At 45.4% G+C, this 26,804-nt stretch carries 20 protein-coding genes and 1 riboswitch; of the genes, 12 read left to right on the top strand and 8 right to left on the bottom strand.

Annotated features, from left to right (window positions below):
- Positions 1-92: 92 nt before the first annotated feature.
- A complete protein-coding gene (gene aroA, locus AC5O63_RS13045) occupies positions 93-1,373 on the top strand; it encodes a 3-phosphoshikimate 1-carboxyvinyltransferase (protein ID WP_494505281.1) in 1,281 nt (426 codons plus the stop codon).
- A gap of 273 nt (positions 1,374-1,646) precedes the next feature.
- Here the strand turns inward: aroA and AC5O63_RS13040 are convergent, their stop codons facing one another.
- On the bottom strand, positions 1,647-1,895 hold the full coding sequence (locus tag AC5O63_RS13040; protein WP_494505280.1) for a YciN family protein: 249 nt from the start codon (positions 1,893-1,895) through the stop codon (positions 1,647-1,649).
- 410 nt (positions 1,896-2,305) lie between these two features.
- On the opposite strand from AC5O63_RS13040, the gene topA reads away from it, so the two are divergent.
- From topA to AC5O63_RS13015, 5 genes are all read left to right on the top strand, one after another.
- Complete coding sequence (topA, locus tag AC5O63_RS13035) at positions 2,306-4,939, top strand: type I DNA topoisomerase (protein ID WP_171322620.1); 2,634 nt, start codon at positions 2,306-2,308, stop codon at positions 4,937-4,939.
- Between the two features lie 195 nt (positions 4,940-5,134).
- Positions 5,135-6,805, top strand: a complete 1,671-nt coding sequence (locus tag AC5O63_RS13030; protein ID WP_494505279.1) for a GGDEF domain-containing protein — start codon at positions 5,135-5,137, stop codon at positions 6,803-6,805.
- Between the two features lie 385 nt (positions 6,806-7,190).
- Positions 7,191-8,408, top strand: a complete 1,218-nt coding sequence (gene glgC / locus AC5O63_RS13025) for a glucose-1-phosphate adenylyltransferase (protein ID WP_494505278.1) — start codon at positions 7,191-7,193, stop codon at positions 8,406-8,408.
- On the top strand, positions 8,398-9,861 hold the full coding sequence (glgA, locus tag AC5O63_RS13020) for a glycogen synthase GlgA (RefSeq protein WP_494505277.1): 1,464 nt from the start codon (positions 8,398-8,400) through the stop codon (positions 9,859-9,861). Before glgC ends, glgA begins: the two co-directional genes overlap by 11 nt.
- Before the next feature lie 153 nt (positions 9,862-10,014).
- Positions 10,015-10,827, top strand: a complete 813-nt coding sequence (locus AC5O63_RS13015; protein ID WP_004744340.1) for an alpha/beta fold hydrolase — start codon at positions 10,015-10,017, stop codon at positions 10,825-10,827.
- Here the strand turns inward: AC5O63_RS13015 and AC5O63_RS13010 are convergent.
- From AC5O63_RS13010 to torD, 5 genes are all read right to left on the bottom strand, one after another.
- Positions 10,824-11,129 (bottom strand): putative signal transducing protein, encoded by a 306-nt coding sequence (locus tag AC5O63_RS13010; RefSeq protein WP_494505276.1) that lies wholly within the window; start codon positions 11,127-11,129, stop codon positions 10,824-10,826. The two genes, AC5O63_RS13015 and AC5O63_RS13010, sit on opposite strands and share 4 nt — an antisense overlap.
- On the bottom strand, positions 11,129-11,821 hold the full coding sequence (locus AC5O63_RS13005) for a TVP38/TMEM64 family protein (RefSeq protein WP_171322628.1): 693 nt from the start codon (positions 11,819-11,821) through the stop codon (positions 11,129-11,131). The genes AC5O63_RS13010 and AC5O63_RS13005 overlap by 1 nt, the downstream gene beginning before the upstream one ends.
- Before the next feature lie 150 nt (positions 11,822-11,971).
- The gene (locus AC5O63_RS13000) at positions 11,972-12,562 is read right to left on the bottom strand and encodes a TfoX/Sxy family DNA transformation protein (RefSeq protein WP_494505275.1); all 591 of its coding nucleotides are present in this window, start codon (positions 12,560-12,562) and stop codon (positions 11,972-11,974) included.
- A 133-nt stretch (positions 12,563-12,695) separates the two neighbouring features.
- Positions 12,696-12,782, bottom strand: a riboswitch (cyclic di-GMP riboswitch).
- 144 nt (positions 12,783-12,926) lie between these two features.
- Complete coding sequence (gene purR, locus AC5O63_RS12995; RefSeq protein WP_004744336.1) at positions 12,927-13,934, bottom strand: HTH-type transcriptional repressor PurR; 1,008 nt, start codon at positions 13,932-13,934, stop codon at positions 12,927-12,929.
- A gap of 211 nt (positions 13,935-14,145) precedes the next feature.
- Positions 14,146-14,793 (bottom strand): molecular chaperone TorD, encoded by a 648-nt coding sequence (gene torD / locus AC5O63_RS12990; RefSeq protein WP_494505274.1) that lies wholly within the window; start codon positions 14,791-14,793, stop codon positions 14,146-14,148.
- 237 nt (positions 14,794-15,030) lie between these two features.
- Here torD and torR point away from each other — a divergent pair, with 237 nt between their 5' ends.
- Positions 15,031-15,744, top strand: coding sequence for a two-component system response regulator TorR (gene torR, locus AC5O63_RS12985; RefSeq protein ID WP_494505273.1), 714 nt, complete (start codon positions 15,031-15,033; stop codon positions 15,742-15,744).
- Between the two features lie 99 nt (positions 15,745-15,843).
- On the opposite strand, the gene elyC is transcribed toward torR, so the two are convergent.
- Positions 15,844-16,647: an envelope biogenesis factor ElyC gene (gene elyC / locus AC5O63_RS12980; protein WP_494505272.1), complete on the bottom strand. Its 804-nt coding sequence runs from the start codon at positions 16,645-16,647 to the stop codon at positions 15,844-15,846.
- A gap of 113 nt (positions 16,648-16,760) precedes the next feature.
- Here elyC and cmoM point away from each other — a divergent pair, with 113 nt between their 5' ends.
- Genes cmoM through mukB form a run of 4 tightly spaced genes read left to right on the top strand, consistent with a single transcriptional unit; the run spans position 16,761 to position 24,049 of the window.
- Positions 16,761-17,552 (top strand): tRNA uridine 5-oxyacetic acid(34) methyltransferase CmoM, encoded by a 792-nt coding sequence (gene cmoM, locus AC5O63_RS12975; RefSeq protein ID WP_069665913.1) that lies wholly within the window; start codon positions 16,761-16,763, stop codon positions 17,550-17,552.
- Positions 17,553-17,554: 2 nt separating this feature from the next.
- Complete coding sequence (gene mukF, locus AC5O63_RS12970) at positions 17,555-18,889, top strand: chromosome partition protein MukF (RefSeq protein WP_004744331.1); 1,335 nt, start codon at positions 17,555-17,557, stop codon at positions 18,887-18,889.
- Positions 18,870-19,595: a chromosome partition protein MukE gene (gene mukE / locus AC5O63_RS12965; protein ID WP_272786732.1), complete on the top strand. Its 726-nt coding sequence runs from the start codon at positions 18,870-18,872 to the stop codon at positions 19,593-19,595. The genes mukF and mukE overlap by 20 nt, the downstream gene beginning before the upstream one ends.
- Positions 19,592-24,049, top strand: a complete 4,458-nt coding sequence (gene mukB / locus AC5O63_RS12960) for a chromosome partition protein MukB (RefSeq protein WP_494505271.1) — start codon at positions 19,592-19,594, stop codon at positions 24,047-24,049. The genes mukE and mukB overlap by 4 nt, the downstream gene beginning before the upstream one ends.
- Before the next feature lie 43 nt (positions 24,050-24,092).
- Here the strand turns inward: mukB and AC5O63_RS12955 are convergent, their stop codons facing one another.
- Positions 24,093-25,127, bottom strand: a complete 1,035-nt coding sequence (locus AC5O63_RS12955; protein ID WP_494505270.1) for an AraC family transcriptional regulator — start codon at positions 25,125-25,127, stop codon at positions 24,093-24,095.
- Positions 25,128-25,292: 165 nt separating this feature from the next.
- Between AC5O63_RS12955 and AC5O63_RS12950 the strand changes: the two genes are divergently transcribed.
- Positions 25,293-26,771, top strand: coding sequence for a coniferyl aldehyde dehydrogenase (locus AC5O63_RS12950; protein WP_494505269.1), 1,479 nt, complete (start codon positions 25,293-25,295; stop codon positions 26,769-26,771).
- Positions 26,772-26,804 lie beyond the last annotated feature (33 nt).

Here is a 26,804-nt window from a genome sequence, read left to right as displayed (position 1 = left end):
TTTTACACAGGGAATTTAGATAGGCTGCAAGTACGAAGAATTTTTCATCGTCCCGCTTAGGAAGGCGGGGTGAGCAAGGAATATCAATTTTAATGGAAAGCCTTACGTTACAACCTATCAACAAAGTCAATGGTGCGGTCAACTTACCTGGTTCAAAAAGTGTTTCTAACCGAGCTTTACTTCTTGCAGCACTAGCAAGTGGGAAAACTCGACTTACTAACTTACTCGACAGTGACGACATCCGTCATATGCTGAATGCACTGACTCAACTTGGTGTGTCTTATTCACTGTCTGAAGATAAAACAGTATGTGAAGTTGAAGGCCTAGGAAAGCCATTTGATGCGCCACAGGCGTTAGAGCTCTTTTTGGGTAACGCAGGCACTGCGATGCGTCCACTTGCTGCCGCTTTATGTTTAGGTGGTGGTGAATATGTTCTGACGGGTGAACCGCGCATGAAAGAGCGCCCAATTGGTCACCTAGTCAATGCGCTGCGTCAAGCAGGTGCTGAGGTTGAATACCTTGAAAACGAAGATTACCCACCACTCAAGATTTTAGGTACAGGCCTCAAAGGCGGTACTGTTGAAATCGACGGTTCTATCTCAAGTCAGTTTTTAACGGCGTTTCTAATGTCAGCGCCACTCGCGCAAGATGATGTGACGATTAAGATTATCGGTGAACTGGTTTCGAAACCATACATTGATATCACGCTGCATATCATGTCTCAGTTTGGTGTAGAAGTAGAAAACAATGACTACCAAGAGTTCGTGGTTCGTAAAGGCCAATCGTATGTTGCGCCAGGAGATTTCCTAGTTGAAGGCGATGCTTCTTCAGCGTCTTACTTCTTAGCGGCAGCAGCGATAAAAGGTGGCGAAATTAAAGTGACCGGCATTGGTAAAAAGAGTATCCAAGGTGATATTCAATTTGCTGATGCACTAGAGAAAATGGGTGCACAAATCGAATGGGGTGACGACTACGTTATCTCTCGCGTCGGTGAGCTTAAAGCGGTTGATATGGACTTTAACCACATCCCAGATGCAGCGATGACGATTGCCACTACCGCACTGTTTGCAGAAGGTACTACGGCGATTCGCAACGTATACAACTGGCGTGTTAAAGAGACAGATCGATTAGCAGCAATGGCGACCGAACTACGTAAAGTCGGTGCAGAAGTTGAAGAGGGTGAGGATTACATTATTGTCACGCCGCCAGCCAAACTTACCCACGCTGCAATTGACACTTATGACGATCACCGCATGGCAATGTGTTTTTCACTTGTTGCGTTAAGCGACACGCCTGTGACCATTAACGATCCTAAGTGTACCTCAAAGACGTTCCCTGACTACTTCGATAAGCTGGAAGGCTTGAGTTCGTAGAGGGCGCTGCGCTTCGAGATCGGGCTGCGCCCGCGGGAATCTAGAACGGGCTTCGCCCTACAGAACGCTTTGCTTCGAGAGGCGATCTCGGACGCGACAAATCGTCATTCCATAGAGCGACGAAGGAGTGAGTAGGGAATCTCTAAAGGATTCTGACTCATTTTCAGAGATCCCCAACTCGGTCGTACCTCCCTCTCGGGGATGACGGAGTAATGGCTTGAAATGAAAAGGGTTGACACATAGTGTCAACCCTTTGCTTTTTCTCGCTTCTCGCTACTGCGCCAACGTAAACTCTTTCGACAAATGGTGTGCTAGATACTTAAACATATTAAACACGGCTGTCGTTTTTGCTGTTGGTAAGCCGTTATCATCGAGAAAGTAGTTTCCTTTAAACACCAACACATCGTCTTTCTCTTCGACGCTTTCTGCGCGCATGCCTTCGAGATAATCTTCGTGGTCTTGGATGATTTGGTTGGCGATCATTAATAATTCGAACTGAGAGATGGCCTTTTTGTCACTCATGGAAGTACCTTTCTTAAATTTATCTTCTATATAAAAGAAGCGATGAGTGGAATTGTAGGCAGTTCGCACGTAATTTCAATTGCGTTAGATCAATCGTGCAAAATCTAACGCAGGCGTGAGTGGGTGGGTTTTGTGACTGGTGGCAAAAAACATCATCTTTCATTGGCGTCAAAGATATTGTGCCGTTTAGTATGTGGCGTTTTCTGACTCGGCAAGAAGCACGAAGTGTTCAGCATGCCACAATTAATTATCAGAAGTAGAAACATCGCTGAATTGTCGAGCAGTCAAGATAGAAATTTAAAAAAGATATTGATCTTCTTGTAATCTCGCTCAATAGTAAAAAAAGAAGCAAAGTATTAAGTATGTCGTGCGATATTGGTCGCACTCGATAAAGGACACTTGAGTCAATTATGGGTAAGTCACTGGTTATTGTGGAGTCGCCAGCCAAAGCGAAGACCATCAATAAGTATTTAGGTAAGGACTTCATTGTAAAGTCCAGTGTAGGTCACGTACGTGATCTACCGACTGCTGGCCAAAGCACTGGTCAGAAAGCTGCTGCGGTATCAACCAAGGGCTTAAGTGCTGAAGAAAAAGCACGAATCAAAAAAGAAAAAGATCGCAAGTCACTGATCAAGAAAATGGGTATCGACCCATACCATGGTTGGGAAGCGAACTATCAGGTTCTGCCAGGCAAAGAGAAAGTCGTGGCAGAGCTGCAAAAGCTTGCGAAAGACGCAGACAGCGTTTATCTCGCAACCGATTTGGATCGCGAGGGAGAGGCTATCGCTTGGCACCTTCGTGAGATCATCGGTGGCGATGAAGAGCGATACAAACGCGTTGTATTCAACGAGATTACCAAAAATGCTATCCAGCAGGCGTTCGAGAAACCGGGCGAGCTAAGTATGGATGGTGTTAACGCACAGCAAGCGCGCCGTTTTATGGACCGCGTGGTTGGCTTTATGGTGTCACCACTGCTATGGAAAAAAGTTGCACGTGGTCTATCTGCTGGTCGTGTACAGTCTGTAGCGGTGAAGTTGCTGGTAGAGCGTGAGCGTGAAATCAAAGCGTTTATTCCAGAAGAGTTCTGGGATATCCACGCAGATACTAAGACTCAAGATAAAACTGACTTCCGTTTGCAGGTGGCGCAGAAAGAAGGCGTTGCGTTTAAGCCCGTCAATGAAGCTGAAACTAAAGCGGCGATGGCTGTGCTTGAGAAAGCACGTTATGAAGTTTGTAAGCGCGAAGATCGCCCGACTTCAAGCAAACCTTCAGCACCTTACATTACCTCGACACTGCAGCAGGCAGCGAGTACTCGTTTAGGTTACGGCGTTAAGAAAACCATGATGTTGGCTCAGCGTCTCTATGAAGCGGGTTACATCACCTATATGCGTACCGACTCGACTAACTTGAGTTCTGAAGCGGTAGAAGCTGCCCGTGGTTTTATCGCGACTGAATTTGGCGACGCTTACCTGCCTAGCAAAGCAATTGTTTACGGTAGCAAAGAGGGCGCTCAAGAGGCTCACGAAGCGATCCGTCCATCTGATGTATCTGTGAAAGCAGACGACCTCAATGGTATGGAAGCCGATGCGCACAAACTGTACTCGTTGATTTGGAATCAGTTTGTGGCGTGTCAGATGACACCGGCAAAATACGACTCGACTACTGTGAGCGTGAAAGCGGCTGAGTACACGCTAAAAGCGAAAGGTCGTATCCTTAAGTTTGACGGTTGGACTCGTGTTCAACGTCCATTGGGTAAAAACGAAGACCAGATTCTACCTGCAGTGCAAGTGGGTGATGCGATTGAGCTTGTTACTCTTGATCCTAAGCAGCACTTCACAAAGCCGCCAGCGCGCTTTACAGAAGCTGCTTTAGTAAAAGAGCTTGAAAAACGTGGTATTGGTCGCCCTTCAACATATGCGTCAATCATTTCAACCATCCAAGATCGTGGTTATGTGAAAGTCGAACAGCGTCGTTTCTATGCTGAGAAGATGGGTGAAATTGTCACTGACCGTCTAGACGGTAGCTTCGATGAGTTAATGAACTACGAGTTCACATCTCGTATGGAAGAAAAGCTAGACCAAATTGCAGAAGGCGATGCTAACTGGAAAGGTGTGCTAGATGACTTCTTTAAAGATTTTACTGGTGATTTAGAGAAAGCGGAACAAGACGAAGAACTGGGCGGCATGAAGCCAAACCATATCGTCTACACCGATATAGAGTGTCCGACCTGTTCTCGTGAGATGGGCATCCGTACTGCTTCTACAGGTGTTTTCCTAGGTTGTTCAGGTTACGCATTGCCTCCTAAGGAGCGTTGTAAGACGACCATAAACCTAGGCGATGAAGATGGTGTTATCAACGTTCTTGAAGAGGATGTTGAGACGGCTGCACTGCGTGCGAAAAAGCGCTGTCCAATCTGTGAAACGGCGATGGATGCGTACTTAATCGATGACAAACGTAAACTTCATGTTTGTGGTAATAACCCGAACTGTGAAGGTTACATTGTTGAACATGGTGAGTACAAAGTTAAAGGTTACGATGGCCCAGTTGTCGAATGTGACAAGTGTGGCAGTGACATGGTGCTTAAGAACGGCCGTTTCGGTAAGTATATGGACTGTACGAGTGAAGAGTGTAAGAACACTCGTAAGATCCTGAAAAACGGCGAAGTTGCTCCGCCAAAAGAAGATCCTGTGCATTTGCCAGAGCTACCATGTGAAAACTCGGATGCTTACTTCGTTCTTCGTGATGGTGCTTCTGGTCTGTTCTTAGCAGCAAGCACATTCCCGAAATCGCGTGAAACTCGTGCACCTTTGGTTGAAGAACTTGTGCGCTTCAAGGACCGTATTTCACCTAAGTTCCACTATTTGACTGACGCCCCTCAGCAAGACCCTGATGGTTTGCCTATGGTGGTACGCTTTAGCCGTAAGTCGAAAGAGAACTACGTCCGCTCAGAGGTGGATGGCAAGCCTTCGGGTTACACGGCACTCTACGTGGATGGTAAATGGGAAATTACCGATAAGCGTAAAAAGCCAGCCAAGAAAAAGTAACTCCTTCACTTGGATAAAAAGCAGCCTTAACTAGGCTGCTTTTTTTATGAGCCGAATGATCATCGGTTTTCATTTTGATGAGAGGTATATAAAATTATTTACATATTGGCGGTGTGAATGTAAAGATTCTCAATTGCATTTTTGACAATATAGTAAGTAGCTTCTATTGATTTAGATGACCCACGGAAGGACATCATGAAACAGAGACTCAAGCTGCTGACTTTTTTAGCCTGTGTCAGTGCTATCTTTCTATTTGCTGCACATAGCATCTCCAAACAAGTTGTTGACGGTATCGTTAAGGAACTGCTGTGGAAATACGCACAGATCTCTGCACACCATGATGCTGAAACATTGCTCGCGCCAATTATTAAAGAAGTGAATCTCATCAGTGAGCTGGCGGAACACCCGAATGTGACCTCATGGGGAATGAACAGCAATGATGACGTATACCGCGCTGTCGCTGAGGAAACCCTGGACCGATACCGTTGGCAATTAAAATCAAAAAACTTCTTCATCGTGCTTGATGAAAATTTGGCCTATCACTACAACGATGTACAAAGCGTACGGGAGCAAACCTTTCTTCGCTATTATCTCGACCCTGCCTCAGTCCAAGACAATTGGTATTTTGAGCAGAGAGATAGCAGTGTAGACTTTAGCGTTAATATCGCTAGAGATGCGCATTTAAATCTAACGCGAGTTTGGATCAATCACAGTATTGTCGACGGTGGTCGCTTCCTCGGTGTTGTTGGAACGGGAATCGACACTAATCTGCTGTTTGAACGTTTCGATGAACATCACTCTCACGCATTAAAAACATTGTTTGTCGACGAAGGGCGAAGAGTCCAGTTTTCAGTCGATTCCCACAAATTTCATTACCCTCTAAGAGACAGTGAAAATACCAAGCCCACGTTGAGTGACTATGTTCCTAACTCTGATGAATACTCCGCGATAGAAACGCTAATGCAGCGTCAGAAGTCTGGTGAAGAAGCCGAAATTTTGATGGTTCAGCAAGAGTCAGGAAAAGCCGTAGTCGCGATTCATTATATTGAAGCTTTGGGGTGGTACGAGCTGACCTTTGTTAGTATTGACGCCATGGTTCCTAGTTGGGTTGCGACAAGCCTTTATTTACCATTGATGAGCTTGGTATTTCTGTGTGCTCTGCTGAGTTATTTTTATTTGGTTAAGCATTGGATTTTACCTGTAGAACGCGTGAGCAAACGACTTGGAAAGCTCACTAGGTTTAAGTCAGGGAATCAAAGCCTTGATGAGGCAGTTGATTTGATCGAGCATGAACTCACTGCTGCGAGAACAGGGTTGGAGGAGTTAGTAACTTCGCGTACAGAGCAAATCGATAAGCTTGCCATATTCGACTTTGTAACGGGGCTACACAATCGCAGAGGATTGGAGCGTGAACTGCGTTCAGAGCTTGCACGTTCTTCACGCGAACAGCATCAATTTGGCCTCATATGGATTGATGCTGGACTGTCGCCTCGAAATGATGAGGAGTTCGATAGTGAAAAGCATCAGAGTGCACTAAAAGCTATCGCGTCATGTTTGACTAAAGCGATTCGCGAATATGATGTAGCGGCAAGATGGGAGGAGGGGGAGTTTTTGCTCCTTGTCCGAACTGATAGTAACAAGATTTTGTTACAGATAGCTTGTCGTATCAAACAGTATATTGAGCAAGCTCAGGCTAGTGATTCAAACCATTACCTTTCCATCACTGAGCTTTCTGTGGGAGGGACGTTGATAAAGCCAAATGTCACCATGCAACAAGCTTTAGCGTTAGCTGACAGTTCCTTATACATTGCTAAATCAGAAGCCAAGGATGCAATCTATATCCATGAAGAATCGAATGCTGCTTAGCAGTTAGTTCTCAACTCTCTACTTATTGCTATGGTAAGTCATCGTACCTCTTTGCGAGCGAGGTCACATTAATGTAGATGTTATGTTATCGAGATGTGTCTTGGCTATGGGATTCTGTGAGCTATCGCAGGGGGCGAAAAAGTAATAAGTGTGAGCTCGATAGTACAGCATATTTTAAATTGTAATCTTGCCGAAATACGATAAGTTATAATAAACCTTTTGCACAAGGCACAATGGCGTTTAACTACCGTCACAAAAGGCGTTGGCAGAGTGACTCTTGCTGCATGGTATGCCAAATAGGAATGGCATACCTATAGAGAATATTGATAAGTCCGCCCCCTAAAATCGGGCTTATCACAACAATAAATAAAATGGAGAAATATAAATGGCTGGTGTTTTGGGAATGATCCTTGCTGGTGGAGAAGGGTCACGCCTTCGTCCTCTTACAGAATCTCGTAGTAAACCCTCGGTTCCTTTTGGCGGCAGTTACCGTCTTATAGACTTCGCTCTAAACAACTTTGTAAATGCCGATTTGATGCGCGTTTACGTTCTAACTCAATTTAAATCCCAATCGCTATTCCACCACCTGAAGAAAGGCTGGAACATCAGTGGTATTACTGACCGTTTTATTGACCCAATTCCAGCCCAAATGCGCACTGGTAAGCGTTGGTATGAAGGTACGGCGGATGCTATCTACCAAAACCTACGTTTCATGGAATTAGCCGAGCCAGAACAGGTCTGTATCTTCGGTTCAGACCATATCTACAAAATGGATATCAAACAGATGCTTGATTTCCACAAAGAGAAAGAAGCGTCATTAACCGTATCCGCTTTGCGTATGCCTTTGAATGAAGCTTCAGAATTTGGCGTTATTGAGGTCGATGCAGACGGACGTATGATTGGTTTTGAAGAAAAACCAGCGAATCCTAAATCGATTCCAGGAGATCCTGAACACGCGCTTGTCTCGATGGGCAACTATGTCTTTGAAGCTCAACCACTGTTTTCAGAACTGATTGAAGATGCCGACAACCCAGACTCTTCTCATGACTTCGGTAAAGACATTATTCCAAAGATGTTCCCACGTGGTGATGTGTTTGTTTACGACTTCAGCACTAACCGAATTACTGGTGAGAAAGAGGAAGTTTATTGGCGTGACGTCGGTACCATTGGAGCGTACTGGCAAGCACACATGGATCTGCTTGAGAAAGATGCGCCATTCTCGCTTTATAACCGTAAATGGCCTCTGCATACATTCTACCCACCTCTGCCACCTGCGACATTTACAGACTCCGTCAATGGCCGCGTACAGATCATTGATAGCTTGGTTTGTAATGGCAGCTATGTTCGTGGTTCACGTATTGAGAAGTCAGTATTAGGCTTCCGCAGTAATATTGCTTCTGCTTGTGATATCAGTGAGTGTATTCTACTTGGTGATGTTAAGGTCGGTGATGGTTGTGTACTACGCCGTGTAATCATCGATAAAGATGTCGATATTGCACCAGGCACCCAGATTGGTGTAAACCTATCGGAAGATAAAAAGCACTTCCACGTTTCGGAAGATGGCATCGTTGTTATTCCTAAAGGAGCAAGAGTTGGCTACTAAGAATTTATCTATTCTATTTGTAGCATCGGAAGTTGAAGGGTTAATCAAGAGCGGTGGCTTGGCAGATGTTGCCAAGGCACTGCCTGAAGCACTACTCGCACTACAGCAAGATGTTCGTATTACTTTACCTGCTTACCAAAAGTTGGCGGGTATTGATCAAGCCCAAGTGGTGCTTGAAACTCAGTTAGAGCATTGGCCTCATACTGAATATCGCGTTAAACAGCTAGAGATCGTTGGCGTGCCTGTGTATGCCATCGATTGTCCGAAGTATTTCGACAGGCCAGAGATGTATGCGGAAAACAATCAAGCGTATGCCGATAACGGTGAACGTTTTGCGTTTTTTAGTGCCGCTAGTCTAGATATGTTACCTAAGCTCGGATTCAAAGCAGATATTATCCATGCCAACGACTGGCATACTGGATTTGTCCCATACCTGCTTAAACACCGTTATCATTCACACGACTTTTTCACTCATACCAAGAGTGTATTGTCGGTACACAACGCGGTGTTTAAGGGGGTATTTAGTTACGATGAACTGCAGTCTCTGCCTGAGATGCATACGCGTTATGCGCCGGATGCGGCAGTCAGTGCGACGCACATTACTATGCTAAGAGCGGGGGTGATGAATGCGGATAAGATTAATGCTGTCAGTCCAACTTACGCTGAAGAGCTAAAAACAGAACTTGGTAGCCATGGCATGGCGGCAGAGTTTCAACAGCGCTCAGACGATTTAGTCGGCATACTTAACGGGTGCGACTACAGCGCTTGGAACCCTCAAAGTGATGCTTACTTACCTGTGAACTACAAGGCGACTCGCCAAAGTATGGTTAGGGGTAAAAAAGCGTGTAAGCGAGAGTTACAGCAAAGGGTGGGACTAGAAACTCAAGAGGTCGCAGTCTATGGCATGGTTTGTCGCCTGACACACCAAAAAGGTGTGCACTATCTATTGCCGATCTTAAGTGATTTTCTTAAGTATCAGGTTCAGGTGGTGATTGTCGGCACAGGTGACCCTGTTCTAGCGTCTCAGCTAAAAGAGATTGCAGCGCTGCATAGCGACAAGTTTGTTTTTGTTGAGGCGTATGACAATGAGTTAGCGCATTTGGTTGAAGCCGGATCGGACTTCTTTGTTATGCCATCTGAGTTTGAGCCTTGTGGTTTGAATCAAATCTACAGCATGGCTTACGGAACGCTACCTATCGTTCGCGGTGTTGGTGGTTTGCGCGACAGTGTCAATGACTATGATGCTGAGCCTGAAAATGCAACGGGATTTGTATTTGATGAACCAAAACCAAGTGCTTTGCTTAATGTGTTGCAGCGTTCTTTACTGCTACACGCGCAGCAACCTAACGAAGTCAAACGCGTTCAACTGTATGCAATGGAGCAGAATTTCTGTTGGAACAAATCGGCGGATCAATACCTATCCTTGTATGACAGTGCGTTGAGCAAAAATTAATATGAAACTGGGCGTCCTTAGGGCGCCTTTTTTGATGGTTACTTACACTTTTAATAAAAGAATAATTAAGAATTGAGGTAAATTGACGTAAATCCCCCTATGTTTATGGTACTCTCCGTAACCAATTTTATTGCTGAGTAAACCCTTTTCGATATGAGTGATACCTTGCTATTCCACAAAACCTTTACCCATCCTACAAGTGATGAATGGGTAGTCTTTGTGCATGGAGCAGGGGGAAGTTCCTCAATTTGGTTTAAGCAAATCAAAGCGTATAAACAGCACTTTAATCTATTGCTTATCGATCTTCGTGGTCACGGTAAGTCGAATCAATTGATCAAAGAGTTGATGGCAAACCGCTATACGTTTCAGGCGGTGACAATGGACATTCTTAAGGTGCTCGACCACTTAAAGATACGTTCGGCCCACTTTGTTGGTATGTCTCTCGGCACGATAATTGTTCGAAACCTAGCGGAACTTGCAACAGATAGAGTCAAGTCTATGGTGCTAGGTGGCGCTGTAACGCGATTTAACGTCCGTTCGCAGATATTGGTTAGGCTAGGTGGCATGTGCAAACACGTCATCCCTTACATGTGGTTATACAGCCTTTTTGCTTATATTGTGATGCCGCAGCGTACTCAGAGGGAATCAAGGCACTTATTTATCCGCGAAGCCAAGAAGCTTTGCCAGAAAGAGTTTAAGCGTTGGTTTATTCTCACTTCGGAAGTTAATCCACTGATGAAGTATTTTAAGGATAGAGAACTGCCTATCCCAACGCTCTATTTGATGGGGGAGAAAGACTATATGTTTATTCAGCCTGTCAAAGAGATGGTTGCTGCACATCGCAAGAGCAAGTTACTTGAGATTGCCGATTGCGGCCATGTATGTAACGTTGAGCGCCCAGAAGAGTTCAATCACCATTCGATTTCATTTATTCAGCAGCAAATTGAAGCGCCTAAAATCGGTTAAGGTGCTGCTTGTCCGCATTGCCAACATGCGCCAAATTGAGGCTCGTTCATTTCCCCACATTGGTTGCAACGCCAATTACTGCCAACATCCGCATTGTTAAACTGCTCGATAACCGTATTGGCGTGCTTGGCTTGATCTGGGTCGAGTAGCCAGACATAAGGTTCGCTGCTCTCGCCAAAAGGTATTTCACCTTGGAGCCCAAACACGCCTTCACCACGAACTTCACACTCAATCTGTTGAGACTTAAGAAGCTCACAAACAATGTGAGCTTCAGTAGGTGTCGATGCAGAATATATCCTCATTAAGCATTTCCATTTGATGTTGAAGGGGAGCTCTTAATTTTCGCCATGACCCATTTAGCAATCACCGGGAATAAGCCGAGAAGTGCAAAAGAGGCTAAAACGGTTGGAGAGACGATACCCGACAAGCTGTCAATTTGAGCCAGTTGTGTCCCGGCATTTAAGTAAACGGCTGTTCCAGGCAACATACCGAGTTGACTCACCAAATAGAATCGAGCCGTCGCGATAGGTGTTAAACCCATTAACAAGTTGATGAGGAAGAATGGGAACACTGGAATTAATCTCAGTGAGAACAGATAAAATGCGCCATCTTTTTCAACGCCTTGGTTGATGGCATTGAGCTTTTCACCAAATTTGCTTTGTACCCAATCACGCAACAAGTATCGGCTGCTCAAAAATGCGAGTGTTGCACCTATGGTGCTAGCGAAAGAAACTAGCAGTAAGCTCGTCCAGAAACCGAAAAGGGCAGCACCCAAAAGAGTCACGACCGCAGCGCCAGGAATAGAGAAAGCGGTGATGGCAACATAGGCGATAAAATAGCTAGCAGCTGCAATAGTAAAGTTGTCAGCGATAAATGCTGCAAGCTCTGCTTGTTGGGCTTTAGCGTTTTCTAGCGTGAGATACTGGCCAAAATTAACGCCAAGCAAAACAATCAAAGCGACGAAAACAATTCCTAGGATGATCTTTTTATTCATGTTGAGCAGCTCCATTTAATTTCATGGATATCAAATATTAGTGTTACTAGACAAGACAGGGAAAGCAAGCGACAAATTTCAAACTGCAGATAAAAAGCAATAAAAAAAGTCAGCACTAAGGCTGACTTCTTCTACATATATTGTATTGGATTAGCTGACTTGCGTTAACAGCTCCTGACGTCGGCTTTGTGGGATTACCGACCAGTGTGTGCCTTTAATTGCGCCTTCTAAAGCCCAGAGAAGTTCGATGTTGACATCGGCAGAGTGTGTGGACTGTATAGCCTTAAAAGCGTGTACGGCACCCACTTCTTCTAGGTTTTCAACCGTGTCTATACCTGCTTTCTTGAGCATACGCTCAGTCGCTAACCTTAAGTTCGGCAGATCCTTCAAACGGTTCGGCTTCGCTTGCGATTGGGTTTGCTTCTCTTGGTTTGCTGCTTTTAAAGCGACAGTCGCAATCTTTAACGTTTTACCTGCGTCTGCTGCCCAGTCATCACAAAGCGCAAAATACTTCGTCACTACGGGAAAGCCGCGTTTTTTGTATACGTAAGGTTCTAGCCCTTGAGATTTAAACTGTTTAGCGAGAGCCGCGTCCGCGCGTACGTGAAGCTTATCGTTGACGACAAGTGCGAACATAGTGTCATCAGCAAAAATGCCAAAGCCACCAAACATTGAGCGAGACTTGATATGTCCTAGCTGCTCAAATAAACGCATTGAGTCTTTTAGTATTGGTTTATCCATGCTGTGTTTTCTCGGTGTATAAGTATACGCCACCAATGCAGGTCCGAGAGATTAGCAAAATTATGCAGAGACATTGTCAGTAAGGTGTCATACGAGTGCAAGTAAAAGCGGTATGACAGTTTGCATATTCGCCATCGGCAACCCCGCTACCAGACAATAAATTGTTTAAGGCCGGAGGCTTTGCGTCCCATCCTTTCGGAATGGTTTGCCCTGTTCGTGGCATTAATCGAACACTTTAAGAATAAATAAATTCTGCGCAGAACATCACGTTTGTATAGGATAAATGTGACATTGGTTCAATAAATAGAGGAGAGATATACGCTTAGCCAATAGTACGGCTACTAGCTAAGCGTCTGACTTAAGGTTATTTATTTAGATTACGAACGGTATTACGCTCAACAATCTCTGGGTGCATCTCAAACACGCGTTTTTCGTGCTCTTTGTCTTTAATTCGCTCAAGAAGAATTTCAAAGGCATTCTTACCAACACGACGTTTGGGTTGGTGAACCGTTGTAAGTGGCGGAGAGAAGTACTCGGCCAGTTCAATATTATCGTAGCCGATTACTGAGATATCTTGAGGTATTTGAATGCCTTTCTGTTGTAGACGGCTCATTAAACCAAGTGCCATGGTGTCATTAAAACAGAACACGGCTGTTGGCTTTTTATCCATTGCAACAATTTTATCTGCCGCCAATACCGCTGTATCACATTCGAAGTTACCTTCAAGAATCCAATCTTCATTTACCGGTAGTTCCGCTTCGGCCATGGCACGCTTAAAGCCACTAATACGCTCAACACATGCTGCTTTTTCGAAGTGACCACTTAAACAAGCGATGTCAGTGTGACCACGTTCAATTAGGTATTTGGTTGCTAAGTAGCCGCCTTCTTCTGAGTTATCGATGATCTTATCTGCTTGAGAACTTTCTGGGCCCCAATCCATAACTACTTTTGGAATATCTTTGTGGCGATCAAGCATTTCGCTCAGCTCTTCGGTCAGGTCTGAACACATCACTAAGATGCCATCTACGCGCTTTTCAGCCAGCATGCGAATGTAGTCGCGTTGTTTTTCATAGATGCCGCCTGTATTACACAGAATCAAGGTGTAACCTTGGCGGTAACAGTAGCTTTCTACGCCGTCGATAACTTCTGAGAAAAATAGGTTCGTCGATTGCGTCACTAACATACCGATTGTACGAGTAGTGTTGCACTTAAGACTACGAGCAACTGCACTCGGTGCATAATTAAGCTCGGTTACCGCTTCCATCACTTTTTCTTGTGTCGCTTCGGCAACAAAGCGTGTTTTGTTAATCACGTGAGACACAGTGGTTGTTGAAACACCAGCAAGGCGAGCAACGTCTTTAATAGTGGCCATAAATTTTGTCCTGTCGATGACTGCCACGAGAATATATTCAGTTTAGAATAAGTTGGCAGAAAGTATCAGAAACACAAAAACCGCTCTTATTTAGCGGTTTGTATTTGAATAGTTCATTTTTATCGTTTGCGGTCACGATTTTAGACCGCAATCCGACTTAGGGCAAACACATTTCTTCGAACTGACCTGTGTCAGTTCACATTGTCAGACTCTATTCACCAATTAAGTATGTGCAATCTAACTCTAAGAATGCCACTGTGAGAGAAGCGATCGCCGAGTAAAAACCGAACTCATCGAGTGTTTGACACTTAGCTGAAAACTTAGGGGTCCAACTTAGAAGGTGCTGACGAATGAAGCCCTCTTGCTCGATCAGTGCTTCTTCAATATGACGCTCTTGCTCAAGCTCATTAGAGCGAATGATGAGGTTGCCGAGAAAATCCAGCTCAATGGCAATATGGTCAGCAGGTTCATTTAAGCCTTCATCGACAGCAACACCATGCTCTAGCATTAACGCTTCCATCTCTTTCGCTGGTTTGTCGTTAAGCAGGCCAGTCTCTCCAATGTACATTGAAGCGTAAGGTAGTGCAGAGTCGCGGTCAGACTTCAAAAATAGATCACAAAAATCAGCAGCAAGCTCTAGTTGTGCATCTTCGCGATCGATTAAGCGATTAAGTGCATCAATGACACGATCAATCGACGGTTTAAGAGCGGCATTCTCGCCAAGGCCAGTAAGGAAAGAGCGGATTTGAGCTGAATGGTACTGCTCAAGGTTCTCTTCAGTTAACTCTTTGGCGTAAAGGCTTGAAAGCCACCAATAGATTTCCGCACGTTTCTCGTTGAATGCTTTGATTTCTTGCATTAGGTATCACTCCCAAAATAACTACCTATTAGTGTAACTAATAAAAATGAATAGCGGTAATGGCTTACGTGACAATAAAAGATGAATTATGAGCATTTATTAACAAAGGCGGCGGTTTTGTCTTGAATCAATAAAAAATCATCTTTCTCGTTTTTAAAGTGATAAATACTAGAAATGTTACTATTTATGAATAGAATAAATGATAGAACTATTCCCAATGCAAATTAAGTGGTGCAGATGAGTTATCACGTACTAGTAGTAGAAGACGACGTAGTGACTCGCAGTAAGCTCGTTGGCTACTTTCAGAATGAAGGTTACCAAGTCAGCGAAGCAGAAAGCGGCGAGCAGATGCGAGACATGCTACAAAGCAACGCGATTGATTTGGTGATGTTGGATATTAATCTACCCGGTGAAGATGGATTAATGCTAACTCGCGAACTTCGCAGTCAATCAGACATTGGAATTATCCTGGTAACAGGACGCACGGACTGCATCGACAAAATCGTTGGTCTCGAAATGGGTGCCGATGACTATGTCACTAAACCTTTTGAATTACGCGAGCTATTGGTTCGAGTCAAGAATTTACTGTGGCGAATTTCCGCTGCACGTAACTCGTCGGGCTCTGACAGCGCAGCGAAGCAAGATGATAATGTTGTTCGCTTTGGTGAGTGGACGTTTGACGTTCAGCGCCGTGCACTGAGTCGTAACGGTGAGCCGGTTAAGCTGACTAAAGCAGAATATGAACTGCTTGTGGCTTTATCCTCTTATCCAAATCAGGTTCTCAGCCGCGAACGTATCTTAAACATGATCAGCCACCGTGTTGATGCGCCAAACGATCGCACCATCGATGTCTTGATTCGTCGCATGCGAGCAAAAATGGAATTCGATCCAAAGAATCCACAAATCTTTGTTACCGTTCATGGCGAAGGCTATATGTTTGCCGGTGACTAAGGTCAATAGACCCTAACACCAAGCTAACAGACATAAAAATACCGAGGCTTGCCTCGGTATTTTTCTATCTAGATTTCTTATTCTGATTGGTATCAAAAATCAAACTTTACTTTCAGCGGCTTGCAGCGCTTGCTCTTCATAATCTGACGCCCAATTCCTAAGCGTTTGCCAAATTTGACCTAAGGTTTCGTGCCAATAACGCTCGGTTTGCTCCAAGTACACCGCTTTAGGCGTGTATTTAGCCCATGCTTGCGTAACTTTATCATGCGCAAGGTAATTGGTCGGTGCAGGGTACGGCTTTAATCCTGCAGAGTAGAATTCATTCAGAGCACGCTCCATATGACTTGCTGAAGTCACCACAACCAGCTTTTTGGTATTAACGAATGCTGCCGCTTGTCTCGCTTCTTCCCAAGTATCTTTGGCGGTTTCTAACAGAATAATGTCAGATTTCGAGACGCCAAGGGCGAGAGCCACTTTCGCCATCATACGGGCATTGCTCACTTCAGAGCCGCCCGCATAGCCAGATAAAATCAATTTAGACCCAGGGTAAATACGCATGATGCGAATACCTTCGGCAAGGCGCATCAAACCGGTTCGGCTTAATTCAGAAGTGGGTGGGATCTTATCGTCTACGACATGACCACTGCCGAGCACCATAACGTAATCGATCGATTGGTCGACCGGAAAAAAGGCCGAGTATTGGCGTTCAAGCGGCATCAACAAACGAGAAGAAACGGGTTGAAAAGCGATGAGGAAGATACCGATGAAAGAGAATAGAACAACAAAGCAGCCTGTCTTCTGTTTACGGGTAAACATGATCAACATTAAGCCGAATAGACCGATTATTAGCATCGCGGGAAGCGGCATAAGTAGAGAAGACACAACTTTTTTCAGCTCAAACATACTAAATAGTCCGAAAAAACATCAATTGATTATAATTTAAGAGAAAGCCTCTTTATTCCTGCTTTTCTTATGACAGAATAGCAGCACGATTAGACATGATAACCTAAGCTGCTGTGACTGAAGACCGCAATTTCGACGATATTGCCCACAAATTTGCAAAAAATATTTACGGTTCTGACAAAGGAGAGATTCGCCAAGTCATTGTTTGGGAAGATCTTCAACAGATACTTAATACTGTTGATGGGGCAAATCAGCAACTCAATGTGCTAGATGCGGGTGGCGGTTTGGCACAAATGTCGCAAAAGCTAGCTAAGCTCGGACATCATGTCGCGTTATGTGATCTATCTTCTGAAATGTTGCTATTGGCAGAGCAGGATATTGCAAAAAATGGCCTGCTTGAGCAGTATCGCTTCATTCATTCGCCAGTCCAATCGCTTGACCAGCACCTAGAATCCCAAGTGGATGTGGTCCTGTTTCATGCGGTGATGGAGTGGTTAGCGGATCCTAAACCTGCGCTAGAGAAAGTACTAGAACAAGTAAAGCCGGGTGGTATGGCTTCTATTATGTTCTATAACCACCATGGTTTGGTCTACAAGAATGTCGTGTGCGGTAACATTCCTCATGTATTAGACGGAATGCCGCATCGCAAAAGATTTAAATTACAGCCGCAAAAAGGCTTAAAACCTGAAGAGGTCTACCAGTGGATTGAAGACGCTGGTTTTTCAATTTGTGGCAAATCTGGTATCCGCTGCTTTAGTGACTACATAGGCAATATGGAGTACATGGGCGACTACCAGTATGAAGATGTGTTGGCACTAGAAAGACAACTGTGCAGAGAAGAGCCATACCTCTCGTTAGGTCGATACATACATGTATGGGCACAAAAGAAAGATAAGCAGGACTAACAATGAGTGAGATGACTCTAAATGCTGAGCAGCCGATCGATGAATTGGTCGGTTGGGTTAAGCAGCATGATTTCTCATTGAACCTGACAACAGAGCGACTGGCATTTCTAATCGCTATTGCTGTGCTCAGTAATGAAAGGTTCGATGAAGAATTGGGTGAAGGTGAATTGCATGATGCGTTTACCATTGTTACCCGATTATTTGAAGAAACGGGTGACGCGTCGGCGTTTCGCGCTAACAACGCGATTAACGAAATGGTCAAACAACGACTGATTAGCCGTTTTACCAGTGAAGTGACCGATGGCGCCAGTATCTATCGCCTGTCACCGCTTGCGATAGGGATTACCGATTACTACGTCCGACATCGCGAGTTCTCTAAACTTAAGCTCTCGATCCAGCTTTCAATGGTTGCTGACGAAATGTCGAAGGCAATTGAGTCTGCGCGTCAGGGCGGAACGCCAGGTCATTGGCGTAAGAACGTCTATGGTGTGCTTAAGTACTCAGTGGGAGAGATCTTTGATCAGATCGATCTGAACCAGCGTGTGATGGATGAGCAGCAGCAGTCGGTTAAGATTCAGATTGCTGAACTGTTAAACAAAGACTGGCGCGACGCTATCAACAACTGTGAAGCGTTGCTTTCTGAGACATCCAATACCCTCAAAGAGCTACAAGATACGCTTCAAGCCGCTGGCGACGAGCTACAGACGCAGATTCTTGATATTCAAGAACTGGTTTATGGTGATGATGAGCTGGAGTTTATTGCAGAAACTCTGTTTGGTCTGCAAATGAAGCTTGATCGCATCACCAGTTGGGGTCAGCAAGCGATCGATCTTTGGATCGGTTATGACCGCCACGTTCACAAATTTATTCGAACCGCGATTGATATGGATAAGAACCGAGCATTCAGTTCTCGTTTACGTCAATCCGTCAAAGAGTATTTCGATATGCCTTGGTACCTGACTTACGCAGATGCCGAGCGCTTAACCGATCTTCGTGATGAGGCCTTGGTACTGAGAGATGATGAAGTTACCGGCCAAGTACCACTAGAAGTGGAATACGAAGAGTTCCAACAGGTCAATGATGAATTGTCAGATCGTATTGCAGGCATGCTTAAAGTTCATAAAGAGCAAGGTGCACCTATCGATCTGGGCTTAGTGCTACGTGACTACCTAGCACAGCATCCGCAAACTCATCATTTTGATTTAGCTCGAATTGTTATCGACCAAGCGGTACGTTTAGGCTACTCAGAGTCTGACTACCAAGCCATTCAACCGGACTGGCAAGCGATCAACGAATTTGGTGCAAAGGTACAAGCAAATGTCATCGACCGATATTAATGAATACATGTCAGATAATCTGGCAAAAGCAATTTCAAACCCTCTGTTCCCAGCGCTAGACAGTATGCTGCGAGCAGGGCGTCATATCTCAAGCGAAGATCTTGATAACCACGCATTGTTGTCAGACTTCGAAGTGGAGTTGTCCTCTTTCTATCAACGCTACAACACGGAACTCGTGAAAGCGCCTGAAGGCTTTTTCTACTTGCGACCGCGTTCTACGTCTCTGATTGGTCGTAGTGTGCTTTCAGAGCTTGATATGTTGGTAGGTAAGGTATTGTGTTTCCTTTACCTAAGCCCAGAGCGTTTGGCACATGAAGGTATCTTTACTAACCAAGAGCTGTATGAAGAGCTATTGGCCCTTGCCGATGAAGAAAAGCTCATGAAGCTAGTGACCAATCGTGCAACTGGCTCTGATTTAGACAAAGAGAAGCTTTTTGAAAAAGTGCGCACCTCGCTGCGCCGTTTGCGCCGCCTAGGTATGATCATCAACATTGGTGAAACGGGTAAATTTAGCATCAGTGAGTCGGTTTTCCGCTTTGGTGCTGATGTACGAGTTGGTGACGATATGCGTGAAGCGCAGCTGCGCCTAATCCGTGATGGTGAAGCGGTTGTGCATACTAAAGAGCCAAGCCAAGGTAGCTTACTAGAACAAACTGACAGCGACGATAGCGCTGAACAAGAAATGATGGAAGAGGGTGAAGCATGATTGAAAGAGGTAAATATCAATCGCTAACCATGGTCAACTGGAACGGCTTTTTTGCGCGTACTTTCGATATCGATGGGCTAGTCACCACGCTTTCAGGTGGTAACGGTGCAGGTAAGTCGACAACCATGGCAGCTTTCATTACTGCTCTGATTCCCGATCAAACCTTACTTCACTTCCGTAACACAACAGAAGCGGGCAGTAGCCAATCTTCTCGCGATAAAGGTCTGTACGGTAAGTTACAAGCCGGCGCTTGTTATGCTGCACTCGATGTTGTGAATTCACGTAATCAACGTTTGTTGTTTGCAGTTAAGCTGCAGCAGGTCGCTGGTCGAGACAAAAAAGTCGACATCAAGCCGTTTGTGATTCAAGGCTTACCAAGCCATATCAAACCGACTGATGTGTTGATCGAAAGTGTTTCAGATACTCAAGCTCGTGTTCGCCAGATCAACGAAGTGAAAGAGTCGATCGGCCAAATTGAAGGCGTACAATTCAAAGCTTTCTCTTCGATTGTCGATTACCACTCTCAAATGTTTGAGTTCGGCGTTATTCCGAAGAAATTACGCAATTCTAGCGACCGCTCTAAGTTCTATCGTCTGATCGAAGCATCGCTGTACGGTGGTATCTCAAGTGCGATTACTCGTTCACTTCGCGATTACCTCTTGCCACAAAATGGCGGTGTTAAAAAAGCGTTCCAAGATATGGAATCGGCGCTGCGCGAAAACCGCATGACACTTGAGGCGATTAAAACCACTCAGGCTGATCGCGACTTGTTTAAGCATTTAATCACCGAATCGACTAACTATGTGGCGGCGGATTACATGCGCCATGCTAATGATCGTCGCAACAAACTCGAGCAGACCTTGTCACTGCGCTCTGAGCTGTTTAGCTCGCGTGAGACTTTGCTAGAACAAAATAACCTGCTTAACCGTGTGCAAGAAGAGCTAGAGCTACTGGTTGAATCTGAGTCGTCGCTAGAGCAAGACTATCAGGCGGCTTCAGACCACTTACAGCTAGTGCAAAACGCACTGCGTCAGCAAGAGAAAATTGAACGCTACCAAGAAGATCTTGAAGAGCTTCAAGAACGTCTTGAAGAACAGATGATGGTAGTAGAAGAAGCGCAAGAACGTGTGCTTATGGTTGAGGAACAAGCGACGGTTTCTGAGGAAGAAGTCGATAGCTTGAAAACTCAACTTGCCGATTACCAACAGGCATTGGATGTGCAGCAGACTCGTGCGCTGCAATACCAACAAGCGGTGCAGGCACTAGAAAAAGCCAAGCTGCTTTTACAAAACGAAGATCTAACACCAGAATCAGCTCAGGCGTTGGTTGCGCAGTTAAAAGATAACGAAGCGCAAAGCACCAATGAACTGCTGGCCACTAAGCACAAGCTTGATATGTCATCTGCTGCGGCAGAGCAGTTTGAAACAGCATTAAAACTGGTTAAGAGCATTGTTGGCAATGTGGAACGTAACCAAGCGTCTCAGTCAGCGAAAGCGGCCATCGCTCAAGGTCGAGAAGCCCAGCAGCTAGTACAAAATGAACAGCAGTGGCGCGCGCAGCATCGCGATGTTGAGCGTCGCTTGCATAAGCAGCGTCAGACTCAAGAACTGGTTGGCGAATATCAAAAGCAGCACCATGTTGATTTGATTGATGAACTGACCTTTGAGCAAGAGCGTGAACGTCATGCGATGCAAATTGAATCACTAGAGATGTCTCAAGAAGAGGTTCGTGAGCAGCGCAGTGAACAGCGCCGCCTAGAGCAAGACGCTTCTGCAGAAATCAAAAAGCTAGAGGCCATAGCGCCAACTTGGATTGCAGCGCACGATGCACTTGAGTCTCTGCGCGAGCAAAGTGGTGCTGACCTCTACGATAGCCAGTCTGTTATGAGTCATATGCAGGTTGTGCTAGAAGAAGAGAAGAAGCAGTCTGTTGCTAAAGATAAGTTGGCAGAGCGCCGCACTCAGCTTGAAGGTGAGATTGAGCGTTTAGCTTCTCCTGGTGGCTCTAACGACCCACGTTTGAAAGGGCTAGCCGATACGCTTGGTGGCATATTACTGTCTGAAATTTATGACGATATCACCATTGGTGACGCGCCATATTTCAGTGCTATGTACGGCCCTGCACGTCATGCGATCGTTGTATCCGATCTATCTGGCATTGAAGAGAAGCTGGTGGAATTGGATGACTGTCCTGAAGACCTTTACATCATTGAAGGTGATGTAGATGCGTTTGATGACAGTTCGTTCGATGCAGAAGAGCTTGAAGGTGCAGTATGTGTGCGTATGAACGACCGCCAAATGCGTTACTCTCGTTTACCAGAGATTCCTTTGTTTGGTCGCGCTGCGCGTGAACAGCGTTTAGAGCTACTGCGCAACGAACGTGAAGAAGTGGTTGAAGAGCACGCTAAAGCGGCATTCGACTCGCAAAAACTTCAGCGTATGTACCAAGCGTTCAACAGCTTTGTTGCGAAACATATTCAGGTGGCATTTGAAGCTGACCCTGAACAAGCTCTGGCGACCATTCGTGACAAGCGTAATCAGCTTGTACGCGTACTGGCTGATCTTGATGCAAAAGAGCAACAGCAGCGCAGCCAACTACTCGGCAGCAAACAAGCCTTAGCGTCTCTGGATAAAATTGCACCGAACATGGCGCTGATTGAAGATGATGCACTATCGGCTCAATTTGAAGAGTTGGAACAGAATCTTGCCAAGTTAACGGAAGCCAAGTCTTTTGTTACCAATCACGGCAAAACCATTGCTGAGCTAGAGAAGATCGTTTCAGCACTGGATGCTGACCCAGAGCAATTTGATGCGCTAGAAGCTGAATATCAAGCGGCTGACCAAAAACTTCAGCAGTTGAAGAAACAGATCTTTGCCCTGTCTGATCTTGTCGAGCGTCGTCACTATTTTGCTTACTCTGACTCGGTTGATTTGCTCAACCAAAGCAGTGAGCTAAGCGAACAGCTAAAAGCGAAGTTAGTTGAAGCAGAACGCGCGCGTACTCGCTCTCGTGATGAGCTTAAGCAAGCACAAGGTCAAATGAACCAATACAACCAAGTATTGGCATCACTGAAAAGCTCACATCAAGCCAAACTAGAAACGGTTCAGGAGTTCAAACAAGAGCTTCAAGAATACGGTGTGACCGCTGATGAAGGTGCGGCAGAGCGCGCTATGCGTCGTCGCGATGAGCTTCAGGAACGGCTGCATACGTCTCGTTCACGTAAGAGTGAATATGAGCGTACAATTACGTCTACAGAACTTGAGATGAAGTCGCTCGCTAAACGTTTGAAGAAGGTACAGAAAGAGTACGTTGAACTGCGTACTTTCGTAGTGGCTGCGAAAGCGGGTTGGTGCTCGGTGCTGCGTTTGGCGCGTGAGAATGATGTTGAACGTCGTCTGCATAAACGCGAATTGGCTTACATGTCTGATAACGAATTACGTTCGATGTCAGATAAGTCACTCGGTGCGCTTCGTCTGGCTGTGGCCGATAACGAAGACCTACGTGATGCGCTTCGCCTTTCTGAAGATAATGCACGACCAGAGCGCAAAGTTCTGTTCTATATTGCCGTTTACCAACATCTACGTGAGCGTATTCGTCAGGATATTATCCGTACCGATGACCCGGTTGAAGCGATTGAAGAGATGGAAGTTGAGCTGGCTCGACTCACCGAAGAGCTGACGCAACGTGAAAACCGCTTGGCAATCAGCTCAGAGTCTGTCGCTAGCATTATTAAGAAGACGATTCAGCGTGAGCAAAACCGTATTCGTATGCTCAACCAAGGTCTGTCAAACATCTCGTTTGGTCAGGTGAAAGGTGTACGTCTAAACGTGAAGATTCGTGAAAGTCACGAAGTGCTTCTCAATGGCTTGTCAGCGCAACAAGAGCAGCATAAAGACTTGTTCGAATCGCCTCGCTACACCTTCTCAGAAGCAATGGCTAAGTTGTTCCAGCGTGTTAACCCACATATTGATATGGGTCAGCGTTCTCCACAAGTGTTGGGCGAAGAGCTTCTTGACTACCGTAACTACCTAGAGCTGAGCGTGGAAGTTAACCGTGGTTCAGATGGCTGGCTACAAGCCGAATCCGGCGCGCTATCTACGGGGGAAGCGATCGGTACAGGTCAATCGATTCTTCTTATGGTGGTACAAAGCTGGGAAGAAGAGTCGCGTCGTCTACGTAGTAAAGACATTGCTCCTTGTCGTCTGTTGTTCCTTGATGAGGCCGCTCGTCTGGATGCTAAGTCGATATCGACCTTGTTTGAACTGTGTGATCGTCTAGACATGCAGCTTCTGATTGCCGCACCAGAGAATATCAGCCCTGAAAAAGGCACCACCTACAAGCTAGTACGTAAAGTGTTTAAAGATCACGAGCATGTACACGTGGTAGGCTTGAGAGGCTTTGGTCAGGAGAAAAAGGCCACTAGCGAAGTTCAACAACTGGTTGAAGAGCTATAAACACAAGCCAAATGGACAATGCCCGCTAACATAGCGGGCATTTTTATTGAGTGGTAGTTGCTTGGTTTCGAAACTGTTTAGGTGAGTAACCGCTCCACCTGCGAAACGCATGGCGGAAGTTGGCACTGTCAGAAAAACCTATCCGCTCGGAAATTTCTTCAATGTTTAAGCCTGTTGAAACAAGGTAGTGTTTGGCCAGATGAAAACGAACGTGGTCGAGGAGCTGTTGGTAGCTTGTTTGTTCAGCTTTTAGGTGTCGCCTCAGTGTTCGAGATGACATACCGAGCTGCGTTGAAAGCGCTTCAATGGAGGGGTAGCTACCCGGGCTTTCGACAAACATCTGAGTAATCTTCTCTTTTAAGCTTGGTGTGCTGCTGACTTTCGCTAACATCTCATCGCAAGACTTCAAGCACATCTGCAGTGTCATAGCATTCGCTGATGGTAGTGGGTCGTGCAAGCTACTCGCGTCAAACTCCCATTCTAGCTCTTGGCAATCGAATTCGATTTGGCAGCGAAACAATTGGTTGTAGGCATCGCCATATTCTGGCTTAGGGTATGGGAATTTAAGCACATAAGAAGGAAAGGGCTGCTGCATGACTTCTTCACACAGATTTTGAATTGCGGCAAACCAATACTCACAGCAAAAAGGCAGCAGTGAATCGAGGTCGATCAGTTGCTCGGCGCGAAAGTAACCGCGATCTTGTTCAATCCACATTTTCTTTCTCAGCACGGGGCCGGCAAGGCGTAGATATTTGAAACCAAGCAATAAAGCATCAAGCAAAGTGCTGCTACTAAAGGCGGCATAACCCAGAACACCAAAATCACTGAAACGGGCCTGTTGACCGACTTTTAAGCCTAGATCAGGCTCATTAGATAAGCTCACAGCATTGCTAAAAATGATCAATTTCTGGGCAAGGGTGATATGCGTTTCAGGGGAATATAGCTCGGCAAGCGATATACCACTTCCTTCAAGCAGTTCCTCGACCGGGATCTGGTTCTCTAGATATCTTGTCAGTAATTGCACGTCAAGAATGCCAAATGCCTGCATGTCGGGTTCATAAACCGCGCTATACTCCATTTCCCTTCCTTAATGTGATGCTAGTTTCAGGCTTATTTATAGCGCAATGATTTGACTAGGTCTGTTATTCGTGTCCGAATTTCACCGATTTATGTCTTTCTCACACCTGTGCATGATGTTAATGAAATGTTGTAATAAACCATTGAGATAAGTGAGGTACCTCAGATGAACATGATGACAACCAATTTAGCCGAGCAAAAAACACAACACTGCGATCGTCCGGAGAGTGAACTGACAACTTGGTTTAATGAACTTCAACTGGGATACAAAAAAGAACCTCTACCAAGTCTAGCGGTCAGAAAACAGCGTTTAAAAGCCCTTAAGAGACAGCTTTCACGCTACCAAGATATGTTAGCGGACGCGATGAGTGAAGACTTTGGCGGGCGCAGCCACACCGAATCGATTATGGCGGATGTTCTCGCGCCGATACTGGATATTAATCATGTATTAAGTCATATCGGCAAGTGGATGAAGCCGAGCAGGCGTCCAACGGAATGGTTATTTAAAGGTAATAAGCTAGAGGTGAGATACCAGCCAAAAGGTGTGGTGGGGATTATCTGCCCTTGGAACTTTCCAATTTATCTCTCCGTTGGTCCTTTGATTACCGCGCTTGCGGCAGGCAACCGTTGCATGATTAAAATGCCGCCGAACTGTCCTGCAACCACTAAAGTGCTTACTCAGCTTCTTAGTGAAATCTATTCGACTGACATCGTTCGTATTGTCGAGGGGAATCACCCTCAAGCGATGGAAATTTCGAATCTTCCATTCAATCATCTCATTTTTACAGGTTCACCTAAGAGTGGCAAAGTCATCATGGCAAATGCAGCGGCGAACTTAACTCCGGTTACTTTGGAGCTAGGTGGCAAGTCTCCGGTTGTTGTTTTTGATGATTACGATATCGAGCAGGCAGCACAACGTATCGCGCATGGCAAAGGATTTAATGCCGGGCAGATCTGTATTGCACCGGATTACGCATTTGTGCCGGAAGGAAAAGTCGATGACTTTGTCGCGGCGGTCTCTCATGCACACAAAGAGATGTATCAGCAGCTAAATAACAACCAAGACTACACAGCATTGGTGGACGATGCGCAACATCAAAGGTTTCATGAATTGCTTGATGATGCTCGTGAAAAGGGAGCCATCATTACTCAATGTTTAGATGAAGGAGAGGGGCGTAAAACACCGCTTTACATTGCGACTCATTTAACCGCGGAGATGCGTATCTGCCAAGAAGAGATCTTCGGCCCGCTTCTTCCTGTGCTGGGTTATCAAGACCTAGATCAAGTCATTACTTACATCACCGAGCGTCCAAGACCTTTGGCTTGCTATCTATTCAGTCATGATAAGCAACAGCGAGAAATGTTGCTTATTCGTACCCATAGTGGCGGTGTGACGATCAATGACTGGGGCTGGCATGTACTTAATCACTCTGTGCCATTTGGTGGTGTGGGTAACTCGGGCATTGGCAACTATCACGGTGAAGAAGGATTTCGTGAACTTAGCCATGCACGCAGTGTTTTCCAAATGCGTAAGTGGTTCCCTATTGGGTTGTTTGCGCCTCCGTATGGCAATCCAATTCAAAAACTGGCGGTACGACTTTTTGTCGGTAAGCCAGACCCTACATTAAAGAACCAAACTAAATAACATCAGATCAGTAGGCTGACCGCCTAGAGGAGA

It is taken from the genome of Vibrio sp. SCP2, from assembly GCF_059295395.1.
The sequence above is the reverse complement of the archived record's forward strand: the minus strand, read 5'-3'. Positions and strand labels throughout refer to the sequence as shown.